At 62.6% G+C, this 13,705-nt stretch carries 13 protein-coding genes and 1 riboswitch; of the genes, 3 read left to right on the top strand and 10 right to left on the bottom strand.

The features are described 5' to 3' along the window. Positions 1-23 precede the first annotated feature (23 nt). The gene (locus N5D22_RS15145) at positions 24-1,154 is read left to right on the top strand and encodes a cobalt-precorrin-5B (C(1))-methyltransferase (RefSeq protein ID WP_279656503.1); all 1,131 of its coding nucleotides are present in this window, start codon (positions 24-26) and stop codon (positions 1,152-1,154) included. Here the strand turns inward: N5D22_RS15145 and cobM are convergent. Genes cobM through cbiE form a run of 3 tightly spaced genes read right to left on the bottom strand, consistent with a single transcriptional unit; the run spans position 1,109 to position 3,551 of the window. Beyond that, the gene (gene cobM, locus N5D22_RS15150; RefSeq protein WP_279656502.1) at positions 1,109-1,882 is read right to left on the bottom strand and encodes a precorrin-4 C(11)-methyltransferase; all 774 of its coding nucleotides are present in this window, start codon (positions 1,880-1,882) and stop codon (positions 1,109-1,111) included. The genes N5D22_RS15145 and cobM overlap by 46 nt on opposite strands. Further along, positions 1,879-2,298 (bottom strand): cobalamin biosynthesis protein, encoded by a 420-nt coding sequence (locus tag N5D22_RS15155; protein ID WP_279656753.1) that lies wholly within the window; start codon positions 2,296-2,298, stop codon positions 1,879-1,881. Before N5D22_RS15155 ends, cobM begins: the two co-directional genes overlap by 4 nt. Beyond that, complete coding sequence (gene cbiE, locus N5D22_RS15160; protein WP_279656501.1) at positions 2,292-3,551, bottom strand: precorrin-6y C5,15-methyltransferase (decarboxylating) subunit CbiE; 1,260 nt, start codon at positions 3,549-3,551, stop codon at positions 2,292-2,294. Before cbiE ends, N5D22_RS15155 begins: the two co-directional genes overlap by 7 nt. Here cbiE and N5D22_RS15165 point away from each other — a divergent pair. Further along, complete coding sequence (locus tag N5D22_RS15165; RefSeq protein ID WP_279656500.1) at positions 3,550-4,332, top strand: cobalt-precorrin-6A reductase; 783 nt, start codon at positions 3,550-3,552, stop codon at positions 4,330-4,332. The two genes, cbiE and N5D22_RS15165, sit on opposite strands and share 2 nt — an antisense overlap. On the opposite strand, the gene N5D22_RS15170 is transcribed toward N5D22_RS15165, so the two are convergent. From N5D22_RS15170 to N5D22_RS15200, 7 genes are read right to left on the bottom strand one after another with little or no spacing between them, the layout of a single operon-like run. Then, positions 4,299-5,060 carry a precorrin-3B C(17)-methyltransferase gene (locus N5D22_RS15170; RefSeq protein ID WP_279656499.1) on the bottom strand — a complete coding sequence of 254 codons (762 nt, stop codon included), beginning with the start codon at positions 5,058-5,060 and terminating at the stop codon, positions 4,299-4,301. The genes N5D22_RS15165 and N5D22_RS15170 overlap by 34 nt on opposite strands. Further along, positions 5,057-5,824 (bottom strand): precorrin-2 C(20)-methyltransferase, encoded by a 768-nt coding sequence (locus N5D22_RS15175; protein ID WP_279656498.1) that lies wholly within the window; start codon positions 5,822-5,824, stop codon positions 5,057-5,059. Before N5D22_RS15175 ends, N5D22_RS15170 begins: the two co-directional genes overlap by 4 nt. Further along, a complete protein-coding gene (locus tag N5D22_RS15180) occupies positions 5,821-6,453 on the bottom strand; it encodes a precorrin-8X methylmutase (protein WP_279656497.1) in 633 nt (210 codons plus the stop codon). The genes N5D22_RS15175 and N5D22_RS15180 overlap by 4 nt, the downstream gene beginning before the upstream one ends. Further along, positions 6,453-7,805 carry a precorrin-3B synthase gene (cobG, locus tag N5D22_RS15185; RefSeq protein ID WP_279656752.1) on the bottom strand — a complete coding sequence of 451 codons (1,353 nt, stop codon included), beginning with the start codon at positions 7,803-7,805 and terminating at the stop codon, positions 6,453-6,455. Before cobG ends, N5D22_RS15180 begins: the two co-directional genes overlap by 1 nt. Then, positions 7,805-11,155 carry a cobaltochelatase subunit CobN gene (gene cobN / locus N5D22_RS15190; protein WP_279656496.1) on the bottom strand — a complete coding sequence of 1,117 codons (3,351 nt, stop codon included), beginning with the start codon at positions 11,153-11,155 and terminating at the stop codon, positions 7,805-7,807. The genes cobG and cobN overlap by 1 nt, the downstream gene beginning before the upstream one ends. Positions 11,156-11,158: 3 nt before the next feature. Then, the gene (gene cobW / locus N5D22_RS15195; RefSeq protein ID WP_279656495.1) at positions 11,159-12,196 is read right to left on the bottom strand and encodes a cobalamin biosynthesis protein CobW; all 1,038 of its coding nucleotides are present in this window, start codon (positions 12,194-12,196) and stop codon (positions 11,159-11,161) included. Then, positions 12,193-12,618, bottom strand: coding sequence for a DUF1636 family protein (locus N5D22_RS15200; RefSeq protein WP_279656494.1), 426 nt, complete (start codon positions 12,616-12,618; stop codon positions 12,193-12,195). The genes cobW and N5D22_RS15200 overlap by 4 nt, the downstream gene beginning before the upstream one ends. Before the next feature lie 117 nt (positions 12,619-12,735). After that, positions 12,736-12,954: riboswitch (cobalamin riboswitch) on the bottom strand. Between the two features lie 133 nt (positions 12,955-13,087). On the opposite strand from N5D22_RS15200, the gene cobO reads away from it, so the two are divergent. Further along, positions 13,088-13,705: a cob(I)yrinic acid a,c-diamide adenosyltransferase gene (gene cobO / locus N5D22_RS15205; protein ID WP_279656493.1), complete on the top strand. Its 618-nt coding sequence runs from the start codon at positions 13,088-13,090 to the stop codon at positions 13,703-13,705.

The raw sequence follows: 13,705 nt of genomic DNA on the forward strand, positions 1-13,705 counted from the left end.
CCGTCCCGGCTATAGGAATTCATATGGAAACGGATGGAAAGACCCTTCGCCGCGGCTGGACCACGGGCACCTGCGCGGCAGCCGCCACGAAGGCGGCCTGCGCCGCCCTTCTGACCGGCGAATTTCCTTACCCTGTCGAGGTCGAACTTCCAAGCGGTGCGAGGCCTGCATTTTCCCTCGCCACCGAAGAAAAGGGTGAAAACTTCGCCCGCGCCGGTGTCGTCAAGGATGCGGGTGACGATCCAGACGTGACTCATGGCGCGCTGATCGAAAGTACGATCAGGCGGGGCGAACCCGGAAGCGGCATCACCTTCAAGGCTGGAAAAGGCGTCGGCACCGTTACCCGGCCGGGCCTGCCGCTGCCGCCGGGAGAGCCCGCCATCAACCCGGTGCCACGCAAGATGATCGAGGCCGCCATTCGGGAAGTGGCGGGACCGGAGGCAGATTTCGAAGTCGAGATTTCCGTTCGCGATGGCGAGAAACTGGCGGAAAAAACCCTGAATGGCAGGCTCGGCATTCTCGGTGGCATTTCCATTCTCGGCACCACCGGTGTCGTCATCCCCTTTTCCTGCTCGGCCTGGATTCACTCCATCTGGCGCGGCATCGATGTGGCGCGCGCTACGGGCTGCACGCATGTTCTCGGCGCCACCGGCAACAGTTCCGAAAGGGCCGGGCAGGCGCTTTACGACCTGCCCGAAACCGCCCTGATCGACATGGGAGATTTCATTGGCGGCATGCTGAAATACCTGCGCAGCCACCCGGTCGAGCGGGTGACGATTGCCGGCGGCGTCGCCAAGATGACCAAACTCGCCCAGGGCATGCTCGACGTGCACTCCAAGAAAGGTCTTGCCGATCTCGACGCGCTGGCTGCGCTGGCCGCGGAAGCCGGAGGCGACGGGGAGCTTGCCACGGCCATACGCAGCGCCAATACGGTGGCCCATGCGTTCCAACTGGCCGACCAAAGGTCCATCGACCTCGGCGCAATCGTTGCGGAAAAGGCCTGGGTAACCGCCGCTGCGGCGCTGAAAACACCGACCATTGCGCTCGATATTCTGGTGTTTGACCGTCAGGGTGCACTCAAGGGCCGCACCGCCTCCACGCCGTCGCATCAGCCCACCGCATCTTCCTTCGGAGAGCGGAACCGGCGTACATAGTCGGCGCTATAAAGCGCGCTCTCACGAAAATCCGTCGAGACAAGGCCACGCCCCACGAAGATCAGCGCCGTGCGCTCCACCGGTTCGGCCACAAGCCTGCCCTCGATATCAAACAGCGTGCCGCGAATGACACGCTCATCCGGCCACGAAGCGCGCACCACGATAGCGACCGGGCAATCGGAACCGTAAAGCGGCGTCAGCTCCTCCACCACCTTGCCGATGGCGTGGATGGCAAGGTGGATGGCAAGCGTCGCACCGGTCGCCCCGAAAGCCGTCAGCGTCTCGCCGTCGGGCATCTTCGATGCACGACCGGAAATGCGGGTCAATACAAGACTTTGGGCCACTTCCGGCACCGTCAGTTCCCGCTGCAGGGTGGCAGCGGCGGCCGCGAAGGAGGGCACGCCGGGCGTGACGGTATAATCGAGGCCCAGACGCTCCAGACGGCGTATCTGTTCGCCCATGGCGCTCCAGACCGAAAGATCGCCGGAATGCAGCCGCGCCACATCCTTGCCGGCTTTTGCCGCCGCCACGAATTCCGCCTCTATCTCATCGAGCGAAAGTGCTGCCGTATCGATGATGCGCGCACCCGGCGGGCAATAATCGATCAGGGCCTTCGGGACCAGCGAACCGGCGTAAAGGCAGACGGGGCACGCTGCGATGAGATCCCGCCCGCGTACCGTAATGAGATCGGCGGCGCCCGGACCGGCGCCGATGAAATGAACCGTCATTGTTGTTCTCCATGTTCAATGGCGCAGCCATTATCCCGTGGCGCGCTGCTTGTCGTTGCGATGGCCACAGTGACATCACCGACCACGAGTCGCGGCGCGACAAGCCTTGCATTTTCCCCCGCGCCGGCGAGAGCCGCAGCTTCGCTGACGCTTGGCGTGTGGGCGTGATCGAGGCTGGCCTGTGAAAATGTCATCGTTTTTGAGGCAACGGCATCGAGCCGATCCTCAGATATGATTTCAAGCAGCAGCGACAGGTTTTGCGCCGCCTCCCGAAGACCTGCTTCTTCTGACTTGAGCGGCGCGGTCGCAAGGCTTTCGACGATCATACCAAACATCTGCTCGGCAGCACGCACGGCAGCCACAATCGCTTTCGAATCCGTGCCCCTGCGGCAACCTATGCCGGCGACTGTCACCACGGTTTGATCCAGCTCCATTGTGTCACCGGCATGGCAGGACGCCAGCCCGACATGGCACCGACAGCCCCCGCACGTGAAACTTCCAGCCGGATCATCGAGCCACCGAATTTCGCCTGGGCGGCAAGCAATACCGCTTCCATTTCCAGCGTCACCGCATTGGCAACCAGCCGTCCGCCCGGTTTCAGGGCGTCCACGGCAGCCTCGAACACACCCGTTTCACTGCCGCCGCCGCCGATGAAGATCGCATCCGGCTCAGGCAAGCCTTCTAAAGCCCCGGGGGCTACGCCTATCATGACCTCAAGCCCCGGAACGCCGCAAGCATCGGCATTGCGGGTGATCCGCTCCGCCCTTTCCGAATGCTGCTCGATGGCGATGGCGCGCAGCGAGGGATGCGACAACATCCATTCGATACCGATCGAACCCGAACCGGCGCCAACATCCCAAAGCAATTCTCCACGCCGGGGCGCCAGCGAGGAAAGCGTCACAGCCCGGATTTCGCGTTTGGTTATCTGTCCGTCATGTTCGAACAGGCTATCATCGAGACCATGCGTAAAAGCCAGGATTCGCGCATCCGCATCCGCCACGACGTCGATCGCCACCAGGTTCAGCGGGTCTATCTCTTCAAAGGTAAAATCGGCCGCCTTAACCTGCCGCCGCCGTTCCCGCTCCCCGCCCAAGGCTTCGAGCAAAAGAAACTCCGATTGACCGAAACCGGACTCGGAGAGCAGTTCCGCAATCAAGGCCGGGTCACGCTCATCCGAGGTAAGCGCAATGATCCGCGCGCCGGCATGCAGATGCGGCCGCAGGAAATCGATGGAGCGCCCATGCAGCGATACGCATTCGGTTGACTGCAATGCCCAGCCAAGCCGCGCGGCGGCCAGGGAAAAGGCGCAAGGGGCGGGATAGCAGATCGTCTCCTTCGACGGAATCCGCCGAAGAAGCGTCACACCCACGCCGTAGAAGAATGGATCGCCAGAGGCGAGAACGCAAATCCGCCTGCCACGCAGCGCCAGAACATCGCTCATCTCCACATCGAACGGCACCGGCCATGGACGGGCCTCACCGCGAACGGCTGCGGCCGCTAGCTCCAGATGGCGTTTGCCTCCAAACACCACCTCCGCAGCCTCAATCGCCCGGAGCGCATTTTTCCCAAGTCCGTCAAGCCCGTCCTCGCCAATGCCGACGATGGAAAGCCAGGGCTTTTCTCTCTTTTCGGTGGAAGCCTCGCCCATTCCGGAATATTCAGACGTCATGACGCGCTCCATACTCATCCTTGGCGGCACCGCGGATGCCCGCATTCTGGCCGGCAGGCTGGCGGAAGACTCCGGCTACCGAATTCTGCTGTCCATGGCAGGGCGCACGCTCTCGCCGGTCGAACAGCCCGTACCGATGCGCAGCGGCGGGTTCGGCGGCGCGGCGGGGCTGGCGAATTTCATTCGGGCCGGGAGTTTCGATATTCTGGTGGACGCCACCCATCCCTATGCGGCGAGAATCTCCGCCAACGCTACTGAGGCGGCAAGGCTTGCCGGTATCCCGCTTATCGTACTTGCGCGTCCCGCCTGGGACCGGCAGCCGGGGGACACATGGCACAGCGTCGAGACTGTCGGACAGGCCGTTGCCGCGCTCGGCAACGAAAGAAAGCGTGTCTTTCTGGCGCTCGGCCGGCAGGAGCTTCTTCCTTTTGAAATCGCGCCCCAGCACAGCTATCTCATTCGCAGCGTGGACCCCGTGGAGCCGCAGTTGAATGTGCCGGACGCGCGCTACATCACCGCCCGCGGCCCCTTCATATTGGATGACGAAATCCGCATGCTGCAGGAAAACCGTATCGAGACGGTAATATCGAAAAACTCGGGCGGCAGCGCCAGTTACGGCAAGATCGAAGCGGCGAGGCGGCTCGGCCTGCCGGTCATCATGATCGAGCGGCCGCAACAGTTGAGCGACACGCCTGCAAACAGGGTGACGGCGCCTGATATCGCAACCGCGCTTACCGCCATCCGCCATCAGCTTTCCCTTTTTGAAAAACGCGGCGAATAAACGATCGGTTCTTTGCCGGAACGCGCGATGAGACGTGTTTCCACCGACCCGACGATGATGCAGGTGGCCATATCCGCCATGTCGCTTGCTGCCTCCGACAGCGGCACGATCCTAATTCGCTCCTCCATACGGCCCGCGGCGCGGCCGAAAATGACCGGGACCGAGCCGGGCAAATGCGCCCGCAACACGTCGAAGGCGGTGCCGAGCTGGTGCGGACGCGCCTTGCTGACGGGATTGTAGAAAGCCATCACAAATCCGGCCTCCGCTGCCGCAATCAACCGTTTTTCGATGATGCTCCACGGCTTCAGATTATCCGACAGCGAAATGGCGCAAAAATCATGCCCCAGCGGCGCGCCGGCCTTAGCGGCAACGGCCAGCATGGCGGTCACGCCCGGCACGACGGAAAAATCGATATTGCGCCATTCGGACGGGCCGTTTTCAATCGCCTCGCAAATCGCCGCCGCCATGGCGAAGACCCCGGGATCGCCGCCGGAAACCACACAGACCTTGCCGCCCTCGGCCGCAAGGGTGAGCGCCTGTTCGGCGCGGGAGATTTCCTCGCGATTGTCAGAGGCATGGCGACGCTGGTGCGGCGCCAGCGACAGGCGGTCGAGATAAGGGATATAACCGAAGAAATCTTCCGAGGCTTCGACGGCGGCAAGCGCCTCCGGCGTTACCTGCGCCACATTGCCGGGGCCGAGGCCGACAACGACGAGCTTGCCGGTCATGGCTTTTCACCCGCACCGGGTCTGGTTTTCCAGCCGGGTACGAGAACCAGCGAAAAATAGGGTGCCGGCGATGCATCACGCTCGATGAGCGGTACCGCGTGGCTGTTTGCCATGGTGCCGCGCTCGACATAAATCGCCTCTTTTAGCTTGCCGGCCTTTTCCAGCGCCCGGCGGATTTTTGGCAAGTTACGCCCGACTTTCATGATGACGGCGCCGTCCGTTCCGGACAGGCGCTCCGTCAGAACATCCTCGCCGAGCGTTCCGGGAAGTACGCTCAATATGTCATCCCCCTGTACCAGCGGCAGCCCTGCCATGGACCAGCAACCGGACATGGCAGTGATGCCGGCAACGACCTCGGCCTCATAGGCGGGCGCAAGCCGCAGATGGAGATGCATATACGAGCCGTAAAACAGCGGATCGCCTTCCGAGAGCACGGCGACATTACGTCCGGCATCGAGATGGGCCGCAATGTCCTTCGCCGACTGATCGAAGAATGCAGCGATCGCACCACGATAGTCTTCGCCGTTCTTGTCGCTTTCGACGGTGACGGGATAGATCAGCGGCATTTCCAGCGTGCCGGGGCGGATGAAGGCCTCGACGATGCCGCGACCATTGCCGCTGCCGCCCTTCTTGCAGAAAAAGGCAAGGACATCGGCATTTTCAATGGCGCGGACGGCCTTCAGCGTCAGCAGCTCGGGATCGCCGGGGCCGGTGCCGACACCGACGAGTTTGCCCTTGGAATGTTCAAAAAGAGCAGCACTCACAGGCCTGCCCTCGCAACCGCGTTGACGGCGGCGGCCGTCATGGCTGAGCCGCCCATCCGTCCCTTGACGATGGCATAGGGAATGCCGAGCCCACTCGCCTCCAGCGCGTCTTTCGATTCCGCCGCGCCGACAAAACCAACCGGCATGCCGAGGATGGCGGCGGGACGGGGGGCGCCCTTTTCCAGCATCTCCAGAAGATAGAACAGGGCCGTCGGCGCATTGCCGATCGCAACGAGCGCACCCTCGAGCTTGTCCGCCCAGAGATCGAGAGCCGCCGCAGACCGGGTGTTGCCGATCTTTTTCGCGAGTTCCGGCGTGCGCGGATCGCGCAGCGTGCAGATGACGGCATTATCGCCCGGAAGCCGGGCGCGGGTCACGCCATGGGCGACCATTTCCGCGTCGCACAGAACGGGCTTTCCGGCAAGAAGCGCGCCGCGGGCGGCCGAAACGAAGTTCGGCGAGAAGCGGAAATGGCTAGCTGCCTCCACCTGCCCACAGGCATGGATCATGCGGATGGCGATATCCGCCTGCTCTTCGGTAAAGGCGGATAAATCCGCTTCCTCGCGGATAATGGCAAAAGAGCGCTCATAGATCGCATTGCCATCGCGAATATAATCATAGTCTGTCATCAGTCATCCTGTCGAAGCGCCGCACCGATCTTGTCCCTGCCCAGGCGGGCAAACAGGGTGGCAGCGTTTTCCCCGGGCTTATGTTCTTTTTCGTAAAGACGGGCAAGCCGCGAAAGCACCGTCTTCTGTTGCTCGAAAGGTATAATCACAACGGGCGGGTCACCTGCGCGGCCGGAAACGGAAACGGCGAGACCATCGGCTGTGCCGCAAAGGGCAAGAAGTGAAGGAGCAGGATGCCCGCAACCTTTACCGCAGCCGGAAAAATGCAGCGTGAAGGAGCCGTCGAGCATCGACGCACATTCCCGGAACGCAAAAGCGGCCAGTTCGTGGGTCGAAAAAAAAGCAGAGGCGCAGCCCGGAGCACCCGAGCAGGCGGCAATGGACGAACGCGCATCGCCGGCCGCAGTGACGAAACCGGACACCTTCGCAGTCTCAATAACGGCGCTGCAGGCGGATGACGAGCCAAAGAATAGCAGGCTATGGTTCAGCGATGGCCGCAAGGCCTTGATACCGAGCAGATCGGCACGCTCGCACAGGCGCGATAAGTCGGATCCTCGCACCTGGCCAAAGGCAGGCGCAACCCAGGCAGCGGAGCGATCCTTTCCCACGGTCATCAGCCCCAAGGGCGAAAACGCTGCGGCGGCTTCGCCGCCAGTCACCTGATCCTGCAAACAATCGCCGCAGACCGCTTTTACGGTCTGCCTATCCAGATCACGGCCACGCGCGAGCGGTCCCTTGCCGGCCAGACAAAGAAGCAGTGACAGAACCACACCCGCCGCCGCACCTGTCTCAACCACTCCCGCGCTCAGCGCCTTGCTTTCAGGCCCTCCGACCAGCAGTCGCCAGAAGGCCTGACCATCCACCGACACTGCTTTCAGGCGAATATCGGCGAACAAATCCCCCATGGAAGGACGCCCGCCACCGTCGATGACGACGGACATTTTGGCGGCGAGCTTTTCATGGAGAGCAAGTCGGTCAGCTTCTTTACGAATCTCCGCGGCGAGGGGACGGCTATCAGCAATTTCCACCTCGTCCCGGCCGGCAAGGGGTGAAATCTCGACTGCCAGCCCCTCGCGCAGAGGCAGACCGAGTGTCAGGACATCTTTTTCCAGAGCGCAGGCGCTTGCCGGCGTCAGGCCGCGAAATTGCAGACTGCCGCGCGCGGTAATATCGATCAATCCGTTGCCATGTCGCTCGGCAAGATGGCAAAGCGCTATCATCGCGCGGGGCGAAATATCCGCCTCGAACGCGATCCGCGACAGGAAACCGTCGCCGGTGCGCATGGGGGCGGATAGGGCCGGGCAAAGGCCGCGGCGGCCAAATGGCTGAACGGGATCGGCTGCGGCCGCGATCATGTCCCCACCCTTTCGGCGCGGGGCAGGATCAGCATTTCAAGCTCAACATCCACCGCATTGCGGCGGCTGTGCCATAGTCCGCGACGGCGGGCAGACAAAAAACGCTCGGCCATCGCCACCGCTGCCTTGGGGTTCTCCCGCAGGATGAAATCACGCACCTCCTCATTACCGAAATAGGCGTCGTAAAGCGCCTCGACCAGTGAGGAGGAAACAGCATGCGTGGTTTCGGCAAAACCAACGAGCCGATCCACCGTCTCGGCAAATTCCGCCGCGCCGCGCGGACCATGCCGCATCTGGCCCGCAATGAAGCGCGGATTGACGGCGCGGGCGCGCACCACCCGGGTCAGCGCCTGCGCCATCGACCGGGCGCGCGGGCGCGCCGGATCGGTCGTATCCAGCGCAACGATATCGGCAGCGGCGCCGAGTGCAGCCTTCGCGGCGGAAAAACCGCCGATGAAAGCGACATCGGACGAACCATCCAGAAGGTCGCGACCCGGATCATCGCCGGTATGAACCAGAAGATCGGCCCGGTGCACCAGTTCCGCAAAACCGGCATTTTCGAACATCTCCAGCCCATCGGCCCCGCCAAAGGCGTGATTTGCCGCGTCGAGATAGGCTTGCCCCAACTCCTCACGCTCATCCCATTTCCCGCTGGCGAGCTTTTCCTCGATACCTGCGCCATAGGTGCCGGGCGCGGAACCGAAGATGCGCGGCGGTATATATCCGAGGCTCGCCGCCTCCTCCGCAAGCGGATTGTCTCCCGGTGCTTCGTCACGCTGCGCCACAGCCTTGGCGGCGGCATCGAGGAGTGCGATCAACGCCGGAAACATGTCGCGAAACAGGCCGGAAATGCGAAAGGTCACATCGACGCGTGGACGCCCGATGCTCGCCGGCGGCAGGACCTCTATGCCGGTAACACGGCCGGTAGCAGCGTCGTGGATCGGTCGCGCCCCCATCAGGTGCAGCGCCTGCGCCACATCCTCGCCGCCATTGCGAAGGCTGGCGCTGCCCCAGAGATCGAAAACCAGATGTTTCGGCCAGTCACCATGGGACTGCAGATAATGGCGAAGCACCTCTTCGCCCGCCACACGTCCGAGCTCGAAAGCCGTGGGCGTCGGCATGGTGCGCGGATCGGCGGCATAAAGATTGCGACCGGTCGGTAACACGTCAAGCCGCCCGCGCGCCGGCGCGCCGGAAGGGCCAGGCATTACATGCCGGCCATCGAGCGCGGCAAGCAGGGCGGTCTTTTCCGATTCGGCGCTTTTCAGCCTCAGGGGATCGCTCTCACCTCCGGGGCAACGGCCGAAAACATGCTGGCCATCCTTGATGGCGAAATCCTTGAGGTCGCAGAGAAAGGCGTCGATACGCGACAGGGCTGCATCGGCATCGTCCTTTGCACCCACGCCCGCCTCGGCTGCAAGTCCGGTCTCCAGCGCCTTTTCGACGATCAGCGTCGCCAGCCGGTCGCGGCGGCGGCGATCCAGACCGTCGGCCTGCGCATATTCATCGACCAGCTGTTCCAGCGCCGATTGCTCCGGCGACAGGCCGGCATTGACCAGCACTGGCGGAATATGGCCGATGGTGACGGCCGCGATCCGCCGTTTGGCCACCGCCGCCTCACCCGGATTGGAAACGATGAAGGGATAGATCACCGGCAAAGACCCGGTGACGATTTCCGGAAAACAGTCGCGTGAAAGCGCCACGGTTTTGCCCGGCAGCCACTCCAGCGTGCCATGTGCGCCGACATGCACGATGGCATGCGCATCCGCCACCCGCTGCATCCAGCCGCCAAAAGCGACAAGCGCGTGACGGGGCGGCAGGGCAGGGTCATGATAGTCCACCCGCCGATCCTCATTGCGCCCTCGATCCGGCGCCAGCGCCACGAAAACCTGCCCGAAGCGGGCAACGCGAAAATGGAATGCGCCATCAGTCAACGCGTCGTCGTCTTCCGCTGCTCCCCACGTCGCATTCACCGATGCAAGAGCAGTCGCCGGTATAGCCGCAAGAAAATCCCGGTAGGCGGAAAGATCGATCGCCGCAACCTGCTGTTCGACACGATCGAGCAGCCCCCGCGCCGTATCGGGAATATCCCCGACCGCATAACCGGCACCGGCAAGATCGCGCAGCATTTCCAGCACGCTCTGCGGCACATCGAGACCGACGGCATAACCGGTGCGCCCGGGCGCGGCACCCGGATAATCCGGCATCAGAATGACGATGCGGCGATCTTCAGGTGGTGCATGTTTCAATCGCAGAAAGGCCGCGATGCGGTTTGCAACCTGTTCGACGCGGTCCGTTTCCGGCACGTTGAGCAGACTGACACCGCCATCCATCCGCGCCTCTTTGAACGAAATCGCACCGGCGAGAATCCGGCCATCCAGTTCGGGCAGGACCACATGCATGGCAAGGTCGGAGGGATTGAGACCGCGCGCATTTTCCGCCCAGCCGTCGCGTCGTGTCGTTGCCATGACCACCTGAAAAACCGGCACGCCCAGGCGGTCGAACAGGGTCTTACCGCTATCATCCGCCTGGCTGGCGAAAGCCGTGGCGGCAATGATCGCAGCGGGCTGCAACTCAGGCAGCACAGTATCAAGAAAACGGATGGCCTCGCCATCCTTCAGGCCGCTGACAAAAATCGGCAGGGGCGCAAAACCGCGCTCGCAAAGAGCATGAAAGAGTGCGTCGACGGGTGCCGCGTCTGTCGCCAGCAGCATGGAGCGGTAAAAGAGAATGGGCAAAATGGCCGCATCGGCAGGAAAACCGGCACAGGCTTCAGCCTGCCCGACCACACCTCGATCCGGCCGATAGAAACCGGTTTTCGGCAATGGCGCGGCCTCCATATCCGGCCACTCCCCGTCGCTCGCGAGAACGGTGAGGCCGGCGGCAAGACGGCCCATATTCTCCTGTCCGCCCTCCCGGAAGAAGGAGAGAACGGAGGCCAGCATCTGCCTGTCCACGGTCGAAGCCGCTTCGAGCTTTTCGTCCCTTTCGCTGCACTCTCCCGGCAGGAGCAGGAGCTTTATGCCGCGCCTGCGCGCCACAATGGCAAGCTGGTCGACGCCATAACGCCAGCGCTCCGCGCCGCCGAGAATCCGGATAAGAATGACGCGAGCATGTCCCGCCGTCTTTTCAATCCAGAGGTCGACAGACATGGGGTGCCGAAGCTCGGAAAGATTGGCGACGGACAGGGCTGGAACAGCGCTGTCAGCACGCTGCCAGGCCTGTTCCAGCCCGGCAAGATCGCTTGCCGAGAAAGACAGGATCACCACATCCGACCTGGGCTGGTTGAGATCAACCGGCTCGATCAGATCGTCAAGAGACGAGGATGTGGTGGCGAGAATATGCATGGGTCAGGCAGCCAGCATCTGCTCGATTTTTTCGCGGTTGATACCCTTTTCGCCGATGACGACGAGGCGGCTGCGGCGTTCCTCGCCCACCGCCCAGGGACGGTCATAATAATGATTGACGCGGCTGCCGACAGCCTGCACCTGCAGGCGCATCGGCTTGGCGGAGACCTCGATAAAGCCTTTTATGCGCAGCACGTTTTCCGCAGCCGCCGTCTCGGCGATACGCGCCGCCAGCGCTTCCGGATCGCTCACCGCCGGCAGATCGATGACGAAGCTGTCAAAATCATCGTGCTCGTGGTCAAGCTCGCCATCATGGTGGGTGCGGCGGTTTTCGATATCCTCTTCCACCGCAAGACCGAGACCGATCAGCACAGCCGGATCGATGGCGCCGTTCGAAGCCACGACGATCTTCGCCGCTTTCGGCAGATGTTCGAGAATATGCGCCTTCGCCCTGTCGAGACCGGTATCGTCAAGAAGATCGGCCTTGGTCAGCACGATGAGATCGGCGCAGGCGACCTGGTCTTCGAAAACCTCTTCGACCGGGTCATCGTGATCGAGCGCCTCGTCATTGGCGCGCTGGGCGGCGAGCGCTTCCATGTCGTGGGCAACCTGTCCCTCGGCAAGGGCCGCACCATCCACCACGGCCACAACAGCGTCTACCGTGACACGGCTCTTGATCGCCGGCCACTGGAAGGCCTGCACCAGCGGCTTTGGCAGGGTAAGCCCCGAGGTCTCGATGAGGATGTGCTCCACCTTGGGCTGGCGGCTCAGAATCTGCTCGATGGCGGGCTGGAAATCATCCGCCACCGTGCAGCAGATGCAGCCATTGGCCAGTTCGACGATGTTCTCTTCCGGGCAGCTTTCAATACCGCAGCCTTTCAGGATTTCGCCGTCGATGCCGATATCGCCGAATTCATTGACGATGATGGCGAGCCGCTTGCCGTCAAGCTTTTCGAGAAGTCCGCGCAGCAGCGTGGTTTTGCCAGCCCCCAGAAAGCCGGTGACGATGGTGCAGGGAACGCGGTCCAGAAGGGTGCTCATGATCTCTCCTCGGTAAAATCGAATGGGGGAATGCGCGCCACCATGCCGCGCTTTAATGGTTCGGGGCGGCCGCGCCAGGGCATCAGGCCATCGGGGGCGGCAGCCAGCAGCCGCGCGCCGGTCAGCAAATCTTCCGCATCGCCGGACGTCAGCCCGCCGAAGACGTAGGACCAGCCATTGGCGCTGCGCAGTGCGGCGCTGAGGCCGCGCTTGCAATTGGCAAGGCAATTGACGGAACGGACGGCAATGCCCGCCTCCTCCGCCTTTGCGATAACGGCGTCGGCAAGGCGCGAACCGGGACGCGGTTCGGCATTCGGATCGGCTTCATCGCGACAGCTTCGGCAAACGAAGACGACCACGCCGGGCGCCGTTTCGTCCTGCGTGTTTCCGCCTGCACATGGAGATGTTGCTGAAATATCCAAACGTCCCGTTCCCGCGCCTTCAAAAATCTTCAGGGGTGCGGATATCGAAAACGGCACGCGGACAGGCGCAAGCCGGCTGTTCGATCGGACCGACTGACCGGAGCACCCCGCCCGGCAGACGTTTTTTCCTGAAACGGCAGGTCTCCTGGCTTGCGGCTCGATCAACACCCGGGCACCGCCTTCCCGAACCATGAGAGAGGTCCAGTGGCTTTACGGTGCGGGCTTACCGCTTACAGTTGCGGGGGCAGCCACGGAATGGCCCGGCAATCGGGGTTGACCGTGTTCCCTCTTAGCTTTTCCCGTTGCCGGGAAAAGACCGTCAGTCCGTTACCCTTAGGCTGAACGGGCGCGGGGGTCAATGCCGCGGCCCCGTGGCTGGCGCATTGCCGGGTGCGGCAAATTGGGTATAGTCGCCGCTCCGAATGGCGGGGCACGTATTCCCGCAACGCTGGATGAGAAGGAAAACGCGATGACACGTGACATCAGCGACAGCGAAGCCGAACGCCACCGGCGGAAAATGGTCAACCGCAAAACGGTGCAGGACGCCGAAGTCGCGGCAAAGACCGTCGAAAAAGGCCTGCTGATGATCAATACCGGCCCCGGTAAAGGCAAATCCACAGCTGCTTTTGGCCTTGCCTTGCGCATGCTCGGCACCGGGCGTCGGGTGGGTATTGTGCAATTCATCAAGGGTGCATGGTCGACGGGTGAACAGCAGGCGCTGACCCTGTTTGGCGACAAGGTCGTATGGCGCACCATGGGCGAGGGTTTCACGTGGGACACGCAGGATCTGAAACGCGATGTGGCTGCAGCCGCAAAAGCCTGGGAAGAAGCCAAGGCGCTGATGGCGGACGAAACGATCGGCCTGCTGGTCTTCGATGAGCTGAACATCGCGCTGCGTTACGATTACCTGCCGCTGGAAGAGGTCGTCGAAACGCTTTCCAGCCGCAGGCCCGATCTGCATGTCATCGTTACCGGCCGCAACGCCAAGCAACCGCTGATCGACGCCGCCGATATGGTGACAGAAATGACGCTGGTGAAACATCACTTCAAGGCGGGCGTGAAGGCGCAGGCGGGGATAGAATTCTGA

Source organism: Agrobacterium sp. GD03872, from assembly GCF_029840625.1.
Classification (GTDB): Bacteria; Pseudomonadota; Alphaproteobacteria; order Rhizobiales; family Rhizobiaceae; genus Agrobacterium; species Agrobacterium fabrum_A.

Coding starts and splice junctions, on each gene's coding strand:
- N5D22_RS15145 (WP_279656503.1), top strand. CDS start 24: ATGGAAACGGATGGAAAGACCCTTCGCCGCGGCTGGACCACGGGCACC.
- cobM (WP_279656502.1), bottom strand. CDS start 1,882: ATGACGGTTCATTTCATCGGCGCCGGTCCGGGCGCCGCCGATCTCATT.
- N5D22_RS15165 (WP_279656500.1), top strand. CDS start 3,550: ATGACGCGCTCCATACTCATCCTTGGCGGCACCGCGGATGCCCGCATT.
- cbiE (WP_279656501.1), bottom strand. CDS start 3,551: ATGACGTCTGAATATTCCGGAATGGGCGAGGCTTCCACCGAAAAGAGA.
- N5D22_RS15170 (WP_279656499.1), bottom strand. CDS start 5,060: ATGACCGGCAAGCTCGTCGTTGTCGGCCTCGGCCCCGGCAATGTGGCG.
- N5D22_RS15180 (WP_279656497.1), bottom strand. CDS start 6,453: ATGACAGACTATGATTATATTCGCGATGGCAATGCGATCTATGAGCGC.
- cobN (WP_279656496.1), bottom strand. CDS start 11,155: ATGCATATTCTCGCCACCACATCCTCGTCTCTTGACGATCTGATCGAG.
- cobW (WP_279656495.1), bottom strand. CDS start 12,196: ATGAGCACCCTTCTGGACCGCGTTCCCTGCACCATCGTCACCGGCTTT.
- cobO (WP_279656493.1), top strand. CDS start 13,088: ATGACACGTGACATCAGCGACAGCGAAGCCGAACGCCACCGGCGGAAA.